The 15,391-nt window shown below is 70.1% G+C and carries 13 protein-coding genes and 1 pseudogene; 4 read left to right on the forward strand and 10 right to left on the reverse strand.

Annotation, left to right across the window (positions count from 1 at the left end; all coding sequences use genetic code 11):
• The 6 genes and pseudogenes from IE317_RS18550 to IE317_RS18575 form a co-directional block, all read right to left on the reverse strand.
• Window positions 1-835, reverse strand: a pseudogene (locus tag IE317_RS18550) (DUF742 domain-containing protein); the annotation flags it as partial.
• Between the two features lie 6 nt (window positions 836-841).
• Entirely contained in the window at window positions 842-1,258 is a 417-nt protein-coding gene (locus tag IE317_RS18555; RefSeq protein WP_043776340.1) for a roadblock/LC7 domain-containing protein, read from the reverse strand.
• Between the two features lie 376 nt (window positions 1,259-1,634).
• The gene (locus tag IE317_RS18560) at window positions 1,635-2,243 is read right to left on the reverse strand and encodes a GTP-binding protein (RefSeq protein ID WP_043776338.1); all 609 of its coding nucleotides are present in this window, start codon (window positions 2,241-2,243) and stop codon (window positions 1,635-1,637) included.
• Window positions 2,224-3,003, reverse strand: coding sequence for a DUF742 domain-containing protein (locus IE317_RS18565; protein WP_191311690.1), 780 nt, complete (start codon window positions 3,001-3,003; stop codon window positions 2,224-2,226). The genes IE317_RS18560 and IE317_RS18565 overlap by 20 nt, the downstream gene beginning before the upstream one ends.
• 25 nt (window positions 3,004-3,028) lie before the next feature.
• Window positions 3,029-3,490, reverse strand: coding sequence for a roadblock/LC7 domain-containing protein (locus tag IE317_RS18570; protein ID WP_003085376.1), 462 nt, complete (start codon window positions 3,488-3,490; stop codon window positions 3,029-3,031).
• Window positions 3,491-3,510: 20 nt separating this feature from the next.
• Entirely contained in the window at window positions 3,511-6,651 is a 3,141-nt protein-coding gene (locus tag IE317_RS18575; RefSeq protein ID WP_191311692.1) for a sensor histidine kinase, read from the reverse strand.
• 723 nt (window positions 6,652-7,374) lie between these two features.
• Here IE317_RS18575 and IE317_RS18580 point away from each other — a divergent pair.
• Genes IE317_RS18580 through IE317_RS18595 form a run of 4 tightly spaced genes read left to right on the forward strand, consistent with a single transcriptional unit; the run spans window position 7,375 to window position 10,889 of the window.
• Entirely contained in the window at window positions 7,375-8,382 is a 1,008-nt protein-coding gene (locus IE317_RS18580; RefSeq protein WP_191311695.1) for an ABC transporter substrate-binding protein, read from the forward strand.
• Window positions 8,383-8,395: 13 nt separating this feature from the next.
• Complete coding sequence (locus tag IE317_RS18585; RefSeq protein ID WP_191311698.1) at window positions 8,396-9,166, forward strand: ABC transporter permease; 771 nt, start codon at window positions 8,396-8,398, stop codon at window positions 9,164-9,166.
• On the forward strand, window positions 9,163-9,996 hold the full coding sequence (locus tag IE317_RS18590; RefSeq protein ID WP_191311700.1) for an ABC transporter permease: 834 nt from the start codon (window positions 9,163-9,165) through the stop codon (window positions 9,994-9,996). Before IE317_RS18585 ends, IE317_RS18590 begins: the two co-directional genes overlap by 4 nt.
• 20 nt (window positions 9,997-10,016) lie before the next feature.
• Complete coding sequence (locus IE317_RS18595) at window positions 10,017-10,889, forward strand: ABC transporter ATP-binding protein (protein ID WP_191311703.1); 873 nt, start codon at window positions 10,017-10,019, stop codon at window positions 10,887-10,889.
• A gap of 51 nt (window positions 10,890-10,940) precedes the next feature.
• Here IE317_RS18595 and mdlC read toward each other — a convergent pair whose 3' ends face one another.
• The 4 genes from mdlC to IE317_RS18615 all read right to left on the reverse strand — a co-directional run bounded on the left by mdlC (window position 10,941) and on the right by IE317_RS18615 (window position 15,275).
• Window positions 10,941-12,527 (reverse strand): benzoylformate decarboxylase, encoded by a 1,587-nt coding sequence (mdlC, locus tag IE317_RS18600; RefSeq protein ID WP_191311705.1) that lies wholly within the window; start codon window positions 12,525-12,527, stop codon window positions 10,941-10,943.
• Between the two features lie 9 nt (window positions 12,528-12,536).
• The gene (locus tag IE317_RS18605; protein ID WP_191311708.1) at window positions 12,537-12,698 is read right to left on the reverse strand and encodes a DUF397 domain-containing protein; all 162 of its coding nucleotides are present in this window, start codon (window positions 12,696-12,698) and stop codon (window positions 12,537-12,539) included.
• A 1-nt stretch (window position 12,699) separates the two neighbouring features.
• Complete coding sequence (locus tag IE317_RS18610; RefSeq protein WP_191311711.1) at window positions 12,700-13,542, reverse strand: helix-turn-helix domain-containing protein; 843 nt, start codon at window positions 13,540-13,542, stop codon at window positions 12,700-12,702.
• An 83-nt stretch (window positions 13,543-13,625) separates the two neighbouring features.
• Window positions 13,626-15,275 carry a S53 family peptidase gene (locus tag IE317_RS18615; RefSeq protein ID WP_191311714.1) on the reverse strand — a complete coding sequence of 550 codons (1,650 nt, stop codon included), beginning with the start codon at window positions 15,273-15,275 and terminating at the stop codon, window positions 13,626-13,628.
• Window positions 15,276-15,391 lie beyond the last annotated feature (116 nt).

Below are 15,391 nucleotides of genomic sequence, written 5' to 3' on the forward strand. Positions count from 1 at the left end.
GGGGTGCGGGCGGGCGCTGGTGGCTCGGCGGCGCAGGAGGGCGGGCGCCGCGCGGCGGGGTCCACGCGGGCTCCAGCGGCGGGGGTTCCGGCTCGAACCGGTCCCCGTCCTGCCATTCCGGCTCGACGGGGTCGTAACCGTCTTCGGCCACGACGGGCGAGTGGGTGCCCTCGAAGCTCAAGGGGTCCGGGAGGGGTTGCTCCGCCGCGCGGCGGCCTCGGTAGCCACCGAACGCGGGGCGCGGGGGCTCCTCGTCGGAGAAGCCCGGATGGCCGCCCTGGTAGCCCCCGGGCTCACGGCGATCGTGGTCATCGCCCGCGTACTCCGGCGACCGCCCGCCCTGGTAACCCGCGGACTCACGGCGGTCGTGGTCATCGGCGGCGTACTCCGGCGACCGCCCGCCCTGATAACCCGCGGGCTCACGCCGGTCGTAGTCATCGCCCGCGTACTCCGGCGACCGCCCGCCCTGGTAACCCGCAGGCTCACGCCGGTCGAAGTCATCGCCCGCGTACTCCCGCGACCGCCTGCCCGGGAGAGCCCCGGGCTCCGGCGCGCGCCTGGCCCGGCGGCCCGTGGGCTCCTCGTCGAACTCCGGCGCCGGCTCCGGAGCGGCGTAATCGTCCTCGTCGTCGGCCGAGGAGCCCCACTCGCGGGTGTCCTCGTCGGTGTAGCCCTGCGCGTCCGGCTGCGGGCGCGACGGCTTGCGCTTGGGCATGATCATCGACAACGTCGACATGTCGAACTTGCTGGGCGAATCGAAGCCCTCGCGCTCGGTGCCGCGGTGCAGGGCGTCCCAGCCGCTGGAGTCCGGATCGTCGAATCCCGAAATCCTCATCTCGCCCTACCCACGCACGCCGCCTTGCAGCTGGGCGCGCAGCTCGGGGGTGATCTGCTGGCCGACCCGCTCGACGAGCAGGGTCATCTCGTACGCGACCGTGCCGATGTCGCACGTCGGCGCGGCCAGCACGGCCAGCGACGAACCGTCCGAAACGGACATCAGGAACAAGTAGCCGCGCTCCATCTCCACCACGGTCTGGTTGACGCCGCCCGCTTCGAAACAGCGCGCGGCCCCCGCCGTCAGGCTGATCAGCCCGGACGCGACCGCCGACAGCTGTTCGGCGCGTTCCTGGGGCAGCCCTTCCGACGGCGCCAGCAGCAACCCGTCCGCGGACACCAGAACGGCGTGCGCGGCACCGGGTACCCGGCGGACGAAGTCCGTGATGAGCCAGCCGAACGAACCCTGGCCGGAAGCCGTCACTCCTGCTCCTCCTTGCTCGTGCGGCGTCGCCCGCCGCACCCCGGAGCGCCCGGCACGGCCGGTCGGCGACGCCACGGTAAAGCGTATTCGCACCGCCGGTGGTGTCGAGTCCGCCACCGGCCGGCCGCTGCGCACCCTACGTGCGGGCCCGGCGAAGTTCCGCGGCAACCCGGCCGACCTCCCCCATCCGGGGGACGTCCCACGGCTCGTACCCCTAGGATATCGGCGCAGGTCAAGCCGGGTCATGGTGCTCCACGGGCACCACGCCCAGGGACCGGACAGGCTGCTGCTCCTCCGGACGGTGACCGCACTCCCCGAACTGGGTGAAGCACGCGGAGTTCACTCCAACGGCCGCATCCGGATCGGGCGTCATGGGCTATCCCGCGCGCAACGCCGAATCGTGTGCGATCGCGTGCTGGACGACCGAGATCAGCACCTGCTTCGCGGATTCACGCTCGCGCGCGTCGCACGCCATGATCGGGACCGACGGCGCGATGGTGAGCGCGTGCCGGACGTCCTCGATCTGGTGGTGCAGCAGCCGGTCGAAGCAGTTGATGGCCACGACGTAGGGCAGCTTCCGGTTCTCGAAGAAGTCGATCGACGGGAACGCGTCGGCCAGCCGCCGCGTGTCGACCAGCACGACCGCGCCGATGGCGCCGACCGCGAGGTCGTCCCACATGAACCAGAACCGGTGCTGACCCGGCGTGCCGAACACGTACAGCACCAGGTCCGAGTCCAGCGAGATGCGCCCGAAGTCCATCGCCACGGTGGTGGTGGTCTTGTTGGGCGTGGCCGAGGTGTCGTCGTGCCCGACGCTGGCCTCGGTCATCATGGCCTCGGTGGTCAGCGGGTCGATCTCGGAGATCGCCCCGACCAGCGTTGTCTTCCCCGAACCGAACCCGCCGGCGACCACGATCTTGGCCGACGAGGTCGGACCCGTCACCTGCGGCGCGTTCGCGTCGGAGTCAAATTCTCCGAAGCCCACTGAGCACCCTTTCCATGAACTCGATACTCGGGCGGTCGCCCACGGTCGGGCTGCTGGAGTGCACCAGCACCAGCCCGAGGCCCGCCACGTCACCAATCAACACCCGCACCACGCCGAGCGGCAGGCGCAGCAGCGCCGCCACCTCGGCCACCGACCTGGTGTCGAGGCACAGGTCGCAGATCGACCGGTGCTCGGGCACCCGGACCCGGTCGAGCATCCGGCCCTGTTCGCTGGTCGAGATCAACGCCTCGATGGCCAGGTCGAGCGTCGCCTTCGTCCGGCCCCGGGTCCGGAAGTACGGCCGGACCAGGCCGGACGTCTCCATCTCCGTCGGCGGCGGCTCGTCGACGTACTCCTGGCTGGCCTGCCGCGGCAGCGCCGCGGCGAACTCGCCGGAGTCCGGCCCCGAGCCGAAGTCACGCTCGGTCGTGTACGCCGCGAAGTCGCGCGCGTCGTACAGCGGCCCGCTCGAGCCGCCGAACAGCTCCGCGCCCGGACCGCCGAGGAGGCGGTCGCGGTACTCGGTGCCGCCGGCGATCGGCCGGATCGGTTCCTGCCCGGCGTTGCTGTCGGTCAGCCAGTTCGGCGGCTCCCGCACGGGGTCGCTGTCGGAGGCCTGCACCCGGCGCGCCCGCCACTCGCGGTCGACGCGGTCCCGGAACGACTGCCAGTCCTCGCGGTTTTCGTCCGATTGGTCGGACCACCCGCCGGAGAAGTCGTCACCGAGCCGGCCATCACCCCTCAAGCGCCCGTCGTCCACGGCTCTCTCCTCGGTTCCCAGGTCCTCAGCGGCGGACGGCCGCACCCTGCAGTTGGGCCCGCATCTCCGGAGTCAGCTGCTGGCCGACCCGCTCCACCAGCAGGGTCATCTCGTAGACGACCAAGCCGATGTCACTCTCCGGCGACCCCAGCACCGCCAGACACGAACCGTCGGAAACCGACATGAGGAAGAGGAAACCGTTGGCCATCTCGACCACGGTCTGCGCCACCGTGCCGCCCTCGAACACCTTGGCCGCGCCGCGCGCGAGGCTGGTCAGCCCCGACGCCACCGCGGCCAGCTGGTCCGCCCGGTCCTTCGGCAGGCCTCGCGAGGCCGCCAGGAGCAGGCCGTCGGCCGACACCACGACCGCGTGGGCCGCGCCGGGCACCCGGTGCACGAAATCCGTGATCAGCCAAGCGAAGCTGCCGGCATTGTTCGCCTTGGCATGCGCCTGGCCGTTCGGCTGCGCGGAGCCACCCGGCTGCATTGCACCCGCCCGTGTCACTTTCACTCCTCACTGCTGTCTGTGGTGTTGCCACGCCCCGGAACCCCGCTGCCTTCCAGCCTGTTTTCGGCCGGGAGTTCCTTCAAGGCGTGCCGTCCCGAGGTGTAGCCCCGCTGGAAGCTTGCCATCCGGCTCCGCGCCGCGGACGCCGAGCGGGTGATCGCACCCGTTCCGGGCATACCCGCGGTGTTGTCCGCGAAGCTGTTCTGCGGCGGCGCGTCGACCGAAGGGCTGCTGATCGACCCCGGCACCAGGTAGGCGTTCGGGACGCGCTTGGGCAGCCCGGCCGGGGTGATCTCCTCGTTCTTGGACTCCAGCAGCGACTGCGCCGCCTGCCAGCCGTCGTCGGAAGCGCTGTGCCAGCCGTCGTCGGCGGGCAGCAGCGGGTGCCGGGTCGCGGCGGTCGGCTGCAGCTCGTCCCGGGCCGGCTCGGGCACGGCGGGCGGCTGCTCGTCGGCACCGGTGAGCGGCGGCAGGTTGGGGTCTTCGCCCTCGCTCTGCGGCGGCACCGGGTCGGCGGCCGAGTCGTCACCCTCACTGAACCAGCGTGACAGCACCGACTGGTAGATCGGCAACCGCCGGGTGGGTACATCGTCTTCGAGCGCCGACGAACCGACCTCGTTGCTCGCGGGCGGGGGCGCCGGGGGCGGCTCCTCCGGCGGCACGAACTTCGGCTCGCGCTTCGGCAGCACCAGCGGCGCGAACTGCGTGTCGGCGGCCCGCGAGCTCGCCCCGTCGCCGTTCGACGACGGCGTCAGCGGCGCCAGGTCCTCGGCGGTCGGCCAGGCCGGCGTCTCCGGTTTGGGCAGCTCCGGCGACAGGAACGGGCCTGCCGCACGGCCGCCGCTGACCAGGTCGTCCAGGCTGATCGGCTGGTCGAGCGGCACGAGGCCGCCCTGGTTCGCGATCGGCTCGGGGGCAGGCGGAGGTGCTGCCGGGGTCGGCTTCGACGGCGGCGGGGGCGTCTGCGCGAACGACTGCGTCTGGTCGAAGTCCGAGCGCGCGGCCGGGATCGGCGGGATGCTCGGCATCGACATCGACGTCTCGGACCGGTTCGCCGGCGGCGGGGTCTGCCGCTGCATGCCCGGGCGGAGCTGGGTGAGCAGCTCGGCCGGGACGACGACCCGGGCGATCACGCCACCCTCGATGTCCTCGTTCTCGCGCAGCCGGACCTCGATGCCGTGGCGCTTGGCCAGCCGCGAAACCACGTACAGGCCCATTCGCCGGGTCACCGACACGTCCAGGTCCGGCGGGTCGGCCAGGCGCGCGTTGACCTCGGCCAGCCGCTCCTCGCTCATGCCGACACCGTGGTCGGTGACCTGGATGGCGAGCGCCTTCCGGCGGGTCACCACGGCCCGCACGATGACCTTCGTCTCCGGCTCGGAGAAGTAGGTCGCGTTGTCGAGCAGCTCGGCGAGGACGTGCACGAGGTCGTGGATCGCCAGGCCCTGGACCGCGACGTCGGGCACGATGCCGACCTCGATCCGGGCGTACTGCTCGATCTCGGACACCGCGGCGCCGATGACGTCGGCGGCGGGAACCGGCTTGGGCACGGACTTGGCCAGGCCGGCGCCGGAGAGCACCAGCAGGGACTCACCGTTGCGCCGCAGCCGGGTCGCGAGGTGGTCGAGCTCGAACAGGCTGGCCAAGTGGTCCGGGTCCTGCTCGTCGGCTTCCAGCCGGTCGATCACGCCGAGCTGGCGTTCCACCAGCCGCTGCGACCGGCGGGAGAGGTTCACGAAGATGCCGTTGACGTTCTCGCGCAGGAGGGCCTGCTCGGCGGCCATCTTGACGGCCTGTTCGTGGACGATGTCGAACGACCGCGCGACCTCGCCGATCTCGTCGCGGGAGGTGACGGGCACCGGCTGGACGGCCTTCTTGGAGGCGCCCACCGGGTCCGGGTCGTCCAGGATCGCCTGCACGGTTTCCGGCAGCCGGGTGTAGGCGACGTCCAGCGCGCTCTTCCGCAGCACCCGCAGCGGGCGCAGCATCAGGCGGGCGACGACGAGCATCAGCGCGACGGCGAGCGCCAGCGCGGCGAGCACCACGGCACCGCCGATCCACGCCGAGTTGACCGCCTGCGTGGCCAGGTCGTCGGCGCGGGTCTTGAGCTGGGCCAGCAGGTTCGACTCGACCGCGTGCAGCTTGTCGGCCGACACGGTGCTGTCCTTGCCCAGCGCGGTGGTGTCGATGTTCGGCGGGTCACCCAGCTGGGCGAAGGAGAACGCCGACGTCTGGATCCGGCGGCGGTCGTCGACCTCCGGGCCGGAGTAGGTGTCGTTGTAGAGCTGGCGCTGGTCGTCGTCGGCGTTCGCGAGGAAGGCCGCGACGGAGGCGTCCGCGCTGGAGGCCGACGCGCGCGTCTGGTCCAGGAGGTCGCCGGGGAAGCTGCCGCGGAACGCGGCGATCTGCAGCTCGGCGTCGGAGCGGGTGGTGAACTCCTTGGCCTCGCTGATCGACTGCGTGCTCGTGCCGAGGCGCAGCACGTCCCGGTCGGTGACCGCGGTGGTCACCTCGCGGCCGAGTTCGATGAGCGAGTCGATGACGCCCGAGTAGGCGGTGAGCACCGTGATGTCGGGCAGGCTGTTCTGGGTGTTGAACGCCGCCCGCAGCGGGCGCAGGGCGTCGAGGCGCTGGAGACCGCGGGTGTAGCGGTCGTTGGTCGCCTGGTCGTCGTAGTCGAGGGTCTGCTTCGCGGCGCGCAGGTCCTGGACCTCGCGGTCGACCTTGGCGATCTGCGAGTCGAGCCCGGTCTGCAGCAGCTGGTTCTGCGAGGCGATCCGCGCGACGGCCAGCGAGCGTTCGTTCTGCAGCTCGTGCACCACTGTGGTGACCTTGACGGCGAACGCCACCTGGTCGGCGGTGCGCTGGAACTCGGCCGCCTCGCGGGCGTCGTCGATCACGCGCACCGCGCCCAGCGCGAGGGCGGTCAGCGTCGGGATGATCAGGACCGCGGCCAGCTTGGACCGCAGCCGCCAGTCGCGCATGCCGGAGAACAGCCCGGCCTTCCGGCCCGGATCCGCTCCGGGCGACTGCGCGGGGGCCCCTCCCACCCCCGCGGCGTCTTCGTTCGGCACCGCCGCTCCACCATCATCGTTCGTGCTCGGGAAACCCTGGTCGGTCCAGCGCCCGCCAGGGCGCATCGCGTTCTCCTCAGCCACTCGTCTGCACGCTCCCGGCGTTCCGGCGCTCCGGCCCATCGGAAGGAGCCCAGCGCAAGACGCTACCCGTACGGGTGAAAAGATCGTCTCCAGTGTCGCCACTGGGAGTTCCTGAACCCCGTCCGGACGGACGGAATCGGTTCAGCTCGAGCATCACGGTCGGGTCCCTGCGCTGGTCCTGCATCGGTCTGTTGGTCGCCTAACCCACCGGCGCGGCGGTTGTGCCCGGCCAGGCAGTGGTCTTTGCGGGGAAGATTCTCTCAGGAAAAGCACAGTGTGTGCTGGTACACCGAAGTGGGACTTCTTGATCGGCCATCCAGGCACTCTCTCTCACTACATCGGAGGTTGATACCTCCCCGCAGGTGCAGAGGGTAGCGAACGGCCGGGGAAGATGTAACCCTCCCGACAGGACCCGCTCAATCTTGCACAGCGTTCGCTCAGTCGACGCACAGCAGTCATCGCTGATTCAGGAACCTCACCCTACGCTGGGTGAACGGCTACGGCGAGTGGAGCAGTGGGTCTAGACCAGAGGCCGAAAGAGTGACGTGCGCCACTCGGTCAGGTAGTCATTCCACCCATTGTGAGCAAGCTGTCACGTTCTCTACAGTGGCCCGCGTGACTCCCGAGAATGAGTCACGCACTTCCACTGAAATCGGTTCCCCAACCGTCACTTTCTTCAAGGAGCAGGCCTTGCTTGGAAACGCCATGAGCAGTGGCCGGGTTCGCACTCGCCGCGCCGCGCTCGGGCTCGCCCTCACGGTCGCAGCCGCCACGGCCCTCACCGGCTGCAGTGCGCTCGGCTCGGACGACTCGAACGCCTCGTCGAACGGGGGCGGCCTGGAGAAGTCGAAGATCAAGGTCTCGATCATGCCGACCACGGACCTCGGCCCGTTCTGGCTGGCCCAGGACGGCGGCTACTTCAAGGCCGAAGGTCTCGAGGTCGAGCAGATCGTCGCCAAGAGCGGCCAGGAGTCGATGCAGAAGGCGATCTCCGGCGAGGCCGACATCGCCCTCTCGACCTACACGCCGTTCTTCGTCGCCAAGAGCAAGGGCGCCGCGGACGTCACTCTGGTCGCCGACGGCACGTCGGTGAACGCGAAGAGCAACGCGATCGTCACGGTGCCGAACTCGTCGGTGAAGACGGTCAACGACCTGAAGGACAAGCGGATCGCGATCACGGCGATGAACACCGCGTCCGACATTCTCACCAAGTCCGTCATGAAGGACCACGGCGTCGACTTCAGCGGGGTCAAGTGGACCCTCATCCCGCTGCCGAACATGGCGGCGGCGCTGAAGGACAACCAGGTCGACGCGGCCTACATGCCGGAGCCGATGCTCACGCAGGCGGCGAAGACCGTCGGTGCGACGCCGGTCATCGACATCAACACCGGCGCCAGCCAGGACTTCCCGCTGACCGGTTACGGCTCGGCGACGAAGTGGGTGCAGGCGAACCCGAAGACCCTCGCGGCCTTCCAGCGGGCGATGAAGAAGGCCACCAGCGACGCGATCAACGACCGCTCGAAGGTCGAACCGCTGCTGGTCAAGTACGCGAAGATCGACGAAGACACGGCCAAGCTGCTCACCCTGCCCGGCTACGGCTCCGTCCTGGACGCCCGGCGCCTGCAGCGGGTGCCCGACCTGCTGCTGCAGATGGGCGTCATCACCAGCAAGGTCGACGCCGCGCCGATGATCGCCCCGCAGGCGACCAACTGAGAACCTTCCTGACGTGAAGAAACTGCTCCGCGGCCTGGCCGGCCTGGTCGGCTTCCTCCTGCTCTGGGAGGTCGTCGTCCAGGTCGGCCTGGTCAGTAAAACGTTCACCCCGCCGCCGAGCGTGGTCCTGGTCACCGTGTGGGACCTGCTGGGCGACCCCGAGTTCGTCCGGGACGTCGTCGCGACGATGCTGGCCTGGCTGATCGCCATCGCCGTCGCGATCGCCATCGGTGTACCCGCCGGGCTGCTGCTGGGCAGCGTCCCGGCGTTGCGGACGGCCACCGCCGCGATCGTGGAGTTCCTCCGGCCGATCCCGATCACCGCGCTCGTTCCCCTGGTGCTGCTGGTGATCGGCTCCGGCCCCGACGCGAAGATCATGCTCGCCGTCTACGCCTCGCTGTGGCCGATCATGTTCAACACGATCTACGGCATGGGCGAGATCGACCCGGTGCTGATGGAGACCGCCCGCGCGTGCGGGACCAGCCGGTTCCGCATCCTGTCGTCGGTGGCGCTGCCGCAGACCGCGCCGTTCGTCTTCACCGGCGTCCGGCTGTCGGCGACCATCTCGCTGATCGCCGTCGTGAGCGTCGAGTTCCTGGCCGGTTCCCAGCTCGGGCTCGGCAGCTTCATCATCGTCGCCAGCACCGGTTCGGTTCGGTTCGACCTGGTCCTGGCCGGCACGGTGGTCGCCGGGACGCTGGGCTACCTGATCAACGAGGGGCTCGAACAGCTCGGCAAGCGGCTGTTCCGGTGGAGCACCGTCGACCGGGAGGCGATCGCGTGACGGCGGCAACCCTTTCCGGCCGGGTGGGCAGGCGCGCGGCGCGCGGTGCCGCCGCGGTCCTGCGCAACTGGCTGCTGTTCGCGATCCTCGTGGTCGGATGGGAGTTCGCCGCCCGGGCCGGCGGCAGCAAGTTCTTCCCGCCGCCGACGGAGATCGCGGTCACCGCGGCGAAGCTGTGGTTCACCGGCCCCGCGTCGCACCTGTTCCTCACCGACGCCGTCTTCGACAACGTGTTCCCCAGCCTCGCCCGGACACTCGGCGGCTGGGCGCTGGCCGCGGTCGTCGGTATCGTCCTCGGCGTGCTGCTCGGCCGGTCCGCGACGGCGATGGACTACGTCGGCCCGCTGTTCGCGTTCTTCCGTTCGATCCCGCCGCCGACGCTGATCCCGGTGTTCGCGGTGCTGTTCGGGCTGAGCTCGGGCATGCAGGTCGGGTCGATCATCTTCGGCGTGGTGTGGCCGGTGCTGCTCAACGCGGTCGACGGCGTCCGCTCGGTCGACCAGGTGAAGGTGGAGACGGCGCGGTCGTTCCGCACGCCCAAGGCGTACTGGATCGGCATGGTCGTGCTGCCGGCGGCGGCCCCGAAGATCTTCGCCGGGCTGCGGGTCAGCCTGTCGATCTCGCTGCTGCTGATGGTCGTCTCCGAGCTCGTCGGCGCGTACAACGGCATCGGCCGGTCGCTGCTGAACGCCCAGCAGGACTTCGAATTCCCGACCATGTGGTCGTGGCTGGTGCTGCTCGGCATCCTCGGCTACGTCTTCAACACGATTTTCCTGGCCGCGGAGCGGCGGGTGCTGGCCTGGCAGCCGACCCGCCTCGGCCGCGACTGACGCTTCGAAAGGCCTCTCCCATGTCCACCATGCTCGAAGTGTCCGGCCTCAGCCACACCTACGGCACCGGCGCGAAAGCGCACACCGCGGTGAACAACCTTTCGTTCACCGTCGAAGCCGGGCAGCTGGCCAGCATCGTCGGCCCGTCGGGGTGCGGGAAGTCGACGCTGCTGCGCTGCATCGCCGGGCTGACGCGGGCGACCGACGGCACGGTCAGCCTGCACGGCGACCGCGTCTCCGGCGTCCCGGACGACCTCGCCGTCGTGTTCCAGGACTACAGCCGGTCGCTGTTCCCCTGGCTTTCGGTGCAGAAGAACGTCGAGTTCCCGTTGCGGTGGCGGCCGATCTCCCGCGCGGAACGGCGTGCGCGGGCGGCCGAAGCGCTCGAGCAGGTCGGCCTGTCCGGCGTCGGCGGCAAGTACCCGTGGCAGCTGTCCGGCGGCATGCAGCAGCGGGTGTCGATCGCCCGCGCGCTGGCCAGCCGCCCGGCGCTGCTGCTGATGGACGAGCCGTTCGCGTCCGTCGACGCCCAGACGCGCTTCGAGCTCGAGGACCTCACCCGGCGCGTGCAGCGGGAGCAGGGCAGCACGATCCTGGTCGTCACCCACGACATCGACGAGAGCGTGTACCTGTCCGACCGCGTGCTGGTGCTGTCCAAGTCACCGGCGTCGATCGTGGCGGACCTGCCGGTGGGCCTGCCCGCGGCGCGCGACCAGATCACGACCCGTGAGTCGGCGGAGTTCGTGACCCTGCGCGGCGAAGTGGCGCGGCTGCTGCACGGCGGGACGCCGGTGGAGGCCGCCACGGCCGCGTCCGACGCCGCGGAGTGGGAGCTGGCCGAGCGAGCTTCGGACGTCACCTCGGACACCGCCGAGACCAAGACCCGCAGCTAAGCCTCATCAGTGAGAAACAGTGTTAGAACACTGTTTCTCACTCACGAGCCGTCAGTACAGGGACTTGGACGACGTTGCCACGCGGACGTGGACGAGCGTCGGGCGCGGGTCGGCCAGGGCCGCGGTGAGGCCGGGGACCAGGTCGGCGGGCTCGGTGATCGTCACGCCGTGGCAGCCCATGCTTTCCGCCAGCGCCGCGAAACCGATGCCGCCCAGTTCGGTGCCCGGGAGCTTGGCGCCGCCGATCGCGTCACCGAGGATGCGGACCGCCGCGTACTCGGAGTTGTCCAGGATCACGAACGTCGCCGGCAGTTCTTCGCGCGCCGCCGTCCAGAGCGCCTGGATGCCGTACATGCTCGAGCCGTCGCCGATCACGCCGACGACCTTGCGGTCCGGCCGGGCCAGTGCCGCGCCGACCACGCCGGGGACGCCGTAGCCGAGCGTGCCGCTGGCCATCGTCAGGAAGCCGGTGTCGGTGGCTGTGATCGGCAGGTGGTCGTGCAGGATCCCGCGGTGGCTGGGCGCTTCTTCGACGACCAAAGCGTTGTCCGGCAACAAATCCGCGAGTGCCGAGTAGACGAACTCGGCGGTCAGTGCGTCGCCGGCCGGCTTCGCGGGACGCTGCCGCGGAGCGGGCGCGGGGCGGGCGCTGCGCTCGACGACGTTGAGCAGCGCGCGGATGCCCAGCTTCGGCGTGGCGCGGATGCCGGTGCCCTCGAAGGCCCGCGCGAGGACCTGTTCGTCGTCGCTGAGGATGAACAGCGGCGGCAGCGGAGCTTCCCCGCGCCCGCGGTCGACGTGGTAGGTGAAGGCGGGCGCCCCGAGCACGACGACGAGGTCGTACGGCGCCAGCGTGTCGGCGACGGCCCCGCGTTCGGGGTCGAGGAACCCTTGGAACAGCGGGTGGTCTTCGGGGAACGAGCACCGGAAGGACATCGGCGCGACCCACACGGCGGCGTTGAGCCGTTCGGCGAGGGCGACGGTTTCGACGACGGCCCCGTCCTGGTCGACCGCGCCCCCGACGACGATCGCGGGTCGCCGGGCGGCTTCCAGGGCGGCGTTGAGCTCGTCGACGGCCTCGGGATCGGGCGCGAAGCCACGGATCCGCGGGCGCGAGACGATGGGCCGTTCGGTGGCGGCGGACCAGTCATCGGCGGGAACGGACACGAAAACCGGCCCGGACGGCGCCTGCGTCGCGACGTGATAGGCCCGCGCGAGCGCGGCCGGGACGTCTTCGGCGGAGGCGGGCTCGATCGACCACTTCACGTACGGCTTCGGGAATTCCGGCGCTTCCATGGCCCCGAGGAACGGCTCGTGCGGCATGAGCGACCGGATCTGCTGCCCCGCGACGACGATCATCGGCGTCCGGTTGCGGTAGGCGTTGAACAGGCTGCCGAGGCCGTGCCCGACGCCGCCGGCGGAGTGCAGGTTGACGAGCACGGCTTGCCGGGTGGCTTGAGCGTAGGCATCGGCCATCGCCACGACGGCGGATTCCTGCAGGCCGAGGACGTAGTCGAAGTCGTCGGGCCAGTCGGTGAGGAACGGCACCTCGGTGGTGCCGGGGTTGCCGAACACCGTGGTGAGGCCGAGTTCGCGGAGGAGTTCGCGGGTGGCGTCCAGCACCGTGCGCTTGATCATGCGGACAGGTTAACGCTTAGCCTTGCGAAGGAAAGCCCCCCAAGCGGCCGAACTGACGGTCAGGGTGCCGCCCGAACGGTCCTTGGTGTCGCGGATCTGTGACACCGGCCCGAGCCGCACCTCCACGCAGTTGGTCTCGTCGGTGTAGCTCGACTTCCGCCACTCGCGCATCTCACTCCAGTTCGGTGATCACCCCCTGGATGAGCGCGAGGGATTCCTGCTCGCTCAGCGCCAGGACCGACATGGCTTCCACCGCCGCGCGGTAGGCGGCCACGTGGTCCCCATCGTAGACATGGGCGCTCCCGCGGATGTGCTCGATGTGCACCACGGACGGCAGGTCGGCGAAGTCGAAGATCACGAAGTGCCCGTACAGCCCCGGGTGGTACCCCGCGCCGGCCGGCACCACCCGGATGGTGACGTTGCGCGGCTGCGCCGCGCGCAACAACCACCGGAACTGCTCGGCCAGCACCGCGGGCTCGGCGATGCGCTGGCGGAAAGCTTCTTCGCCGAGGAAGAGCTTGAGCACCAACGGATTGCGCCGGGTGAGCACCTCCCGCCGCCGCAACCGGATCGCGACCTGCTGCTCGATCACCCCGGGCGGAAGCCGGTTGGCGGCCAGGATCGCCTCGGCGTAGCCGGGCGTCTGCAGCAGACCGGGCACCACGAACGGTTCCCAGTTCACCATCTCCGTAGCCGAGCGCTCGTACTCGGCGTAGGTCGATACCGCGGGCGAGATGCCGGGCACCGTCCGCTCCAGCCAATTGGGCTCCCGGGCGTTCCTCGCCAGCTCCAGCAACCTCTTCCGCTCCACCGGTTCCACCCGCAGCGCCCCGAGCAGCAGCGCCACCTGCTCGATCTTGGGCACCCTGGTCCCGCTCTCCCAATGCGAAAGATCCTGCGCCACCATCCCCACCAGGCGCGCGAGTTCGCGCACGCCCAGCTTCCTCGCCTCCCTCGCCGTCCGGAGGCCGAAGCCCAGCGCGCGGGACCTCGGTGTCGCTACCAGTGTTGCCATTCACACATTGTGTCATCGGCCACCGACAAAACCGGGAAACCGGGGCTGTCGCAAACTCGCGACAGCCCCGGCTCCCGACCCACTCAGCCGATCAGGCCGGACAGACCCGCCGCCTTGAAGGAACCCCAGCCCGTCACCTGGTCGTAGCCCGTCCCGGCGCTGAACCCGGTGGTCCCGTGGAGGGTGTTGTTGCCCGACGTCACGTCGTGGAACCCCGTCCCGTACGAAGACCCGTTGCCGATCGAGTAGAACTTCGGGTTCAGGTTGCCCAGGCTTCCGCCGTGCACCTGGTTCTGCAGGGCCGCGAAGGCCGCCCACAGCGGGGCCGCGCCCGACGTGCCACCGACCGTTCCCCAGCTGCCCGCGCTGTAGATGTAGTAGCCCGACGTCGGCGAGGCGTCCGCCGACACGTCCGGCACCTTGCGGTACGTCGTGCTCTGCGAGGACTGCCACGACGGCGCCGTGAACACCGTCGAGATGCCGCCGCCGGTCGAGCCGCCGCTGTTGCCGTCGTTCCAGACCACTTCACTGCTGTAGCCGTTGGACGACGTCACGCTCAGCTTCGTGCCGCCGACGCCCGACACGTTCGGGCTCGACGCCGGGAAGTCCACGCCGCGTGCCGCCGAACCCGTCTGGCGGTAGCAGTCGGTCGTGCCGTCGTCGCCCGCCGCCGCGAAGTAGGAAATGCCCTCCGCGGTACCCGTGGCGATCGCGCTGCTCACGCTCTTCGCCGCGCTCGACCCTTCGGCGGATTCGCAGGCGCCCCAGGAAATCGAGACGACGCTGACCTTCGCGTCGGACGCGATCTTCTGGTACATCGCCAGTTCACCCGCGCTCGAGTTAGGCGCCTCGTAGACGTAGTCGTTGGCCGCGGCGGCCAGCGCGTGCACGACCTCGATGTCGAGCTCGACCTCGATCTGGCCGTCGCCCGGGGAGGAGTCGTAGTTCGCGCCGCTGACGCCGACCGTCGTCACCGAGCCCGCGGACAGGCCGTACGTGCTGTCGTACTTGGTGATGTTGGCCTTCTGGTAGCCGTCGAACTCGACGAACCCGACGTTCACGCCGCTGCCGGTCGCCGACAGGCCACTGCTGCCGTACGCGGTCTTGAGCACCGGCGGGGTGACGGACTTGACGACGTTGGGCTGGGCGAGCGGCTTCGACGAATGCGTCCGCACCGCGTGGTCGTCGAGGCCGACGACACCACCCACGACGTCCGAGACACTCGCCGGCACGGCCGGGAGCGTGTCGTTGGCGAAGAAGTCCCGCCCGGACGCCTGGTCGTGGTAGGTCCCGATCCGGGTCCGGAAAGCCGACTCGAGCTGCGCCGCCGAGCCGGTGAACGTGACGGCCTGCCGGTTGCCCGAAACCTCGATCCCGGTCAGCCCGGCTTTCCCGAGAAATGAGACGGCCTTGTCGACGTCCGCCTGGGTCGGACCGAACCTGGCATTGAACTGCGCCGGGGTCAGGAACCGGTGGTATTGCGGGGACGCCGGATTCTGGACGTCGGAGAGAAATTTTTCGAGCGCCTGCTGGTTGTGCAGTTTCAGGGAGAGCGCGGCGGTGATCGGGCGGTCGGGCGCGACGTCGCCGGTGCGGGCGCTGTTGATCAGCGGCGCGGTGTTGTCAGCCAGCGTGACCAGGGGTTCCGACGCTGCGGCGGCCGGGACGGCCACGGCGAGGCCGAGCAACGCAGGCAGCGGCACAGCGGCCGCGACGAGCTTGCGCAAGCGCATGGGGAATTTCCTCTCGGCGGTGGGGACCGGGCCTGCGCGGAATGCTCGCCGCAGGTTGCCGAGAAGCATAAGAAGCCGTGATCACGCCGAGGAACCTACTTTTGTCTGGGCTTCGG

Source organism: Amycolatopsis bullii (assembly GCF_014654205.1).
Lineage (GTDB): Bacteria > Actinomycetota > Actinomycetes > Mycobacteriales > Pseudonocardiaceae > Amycolatopsis > Amycolatopsis plumensis.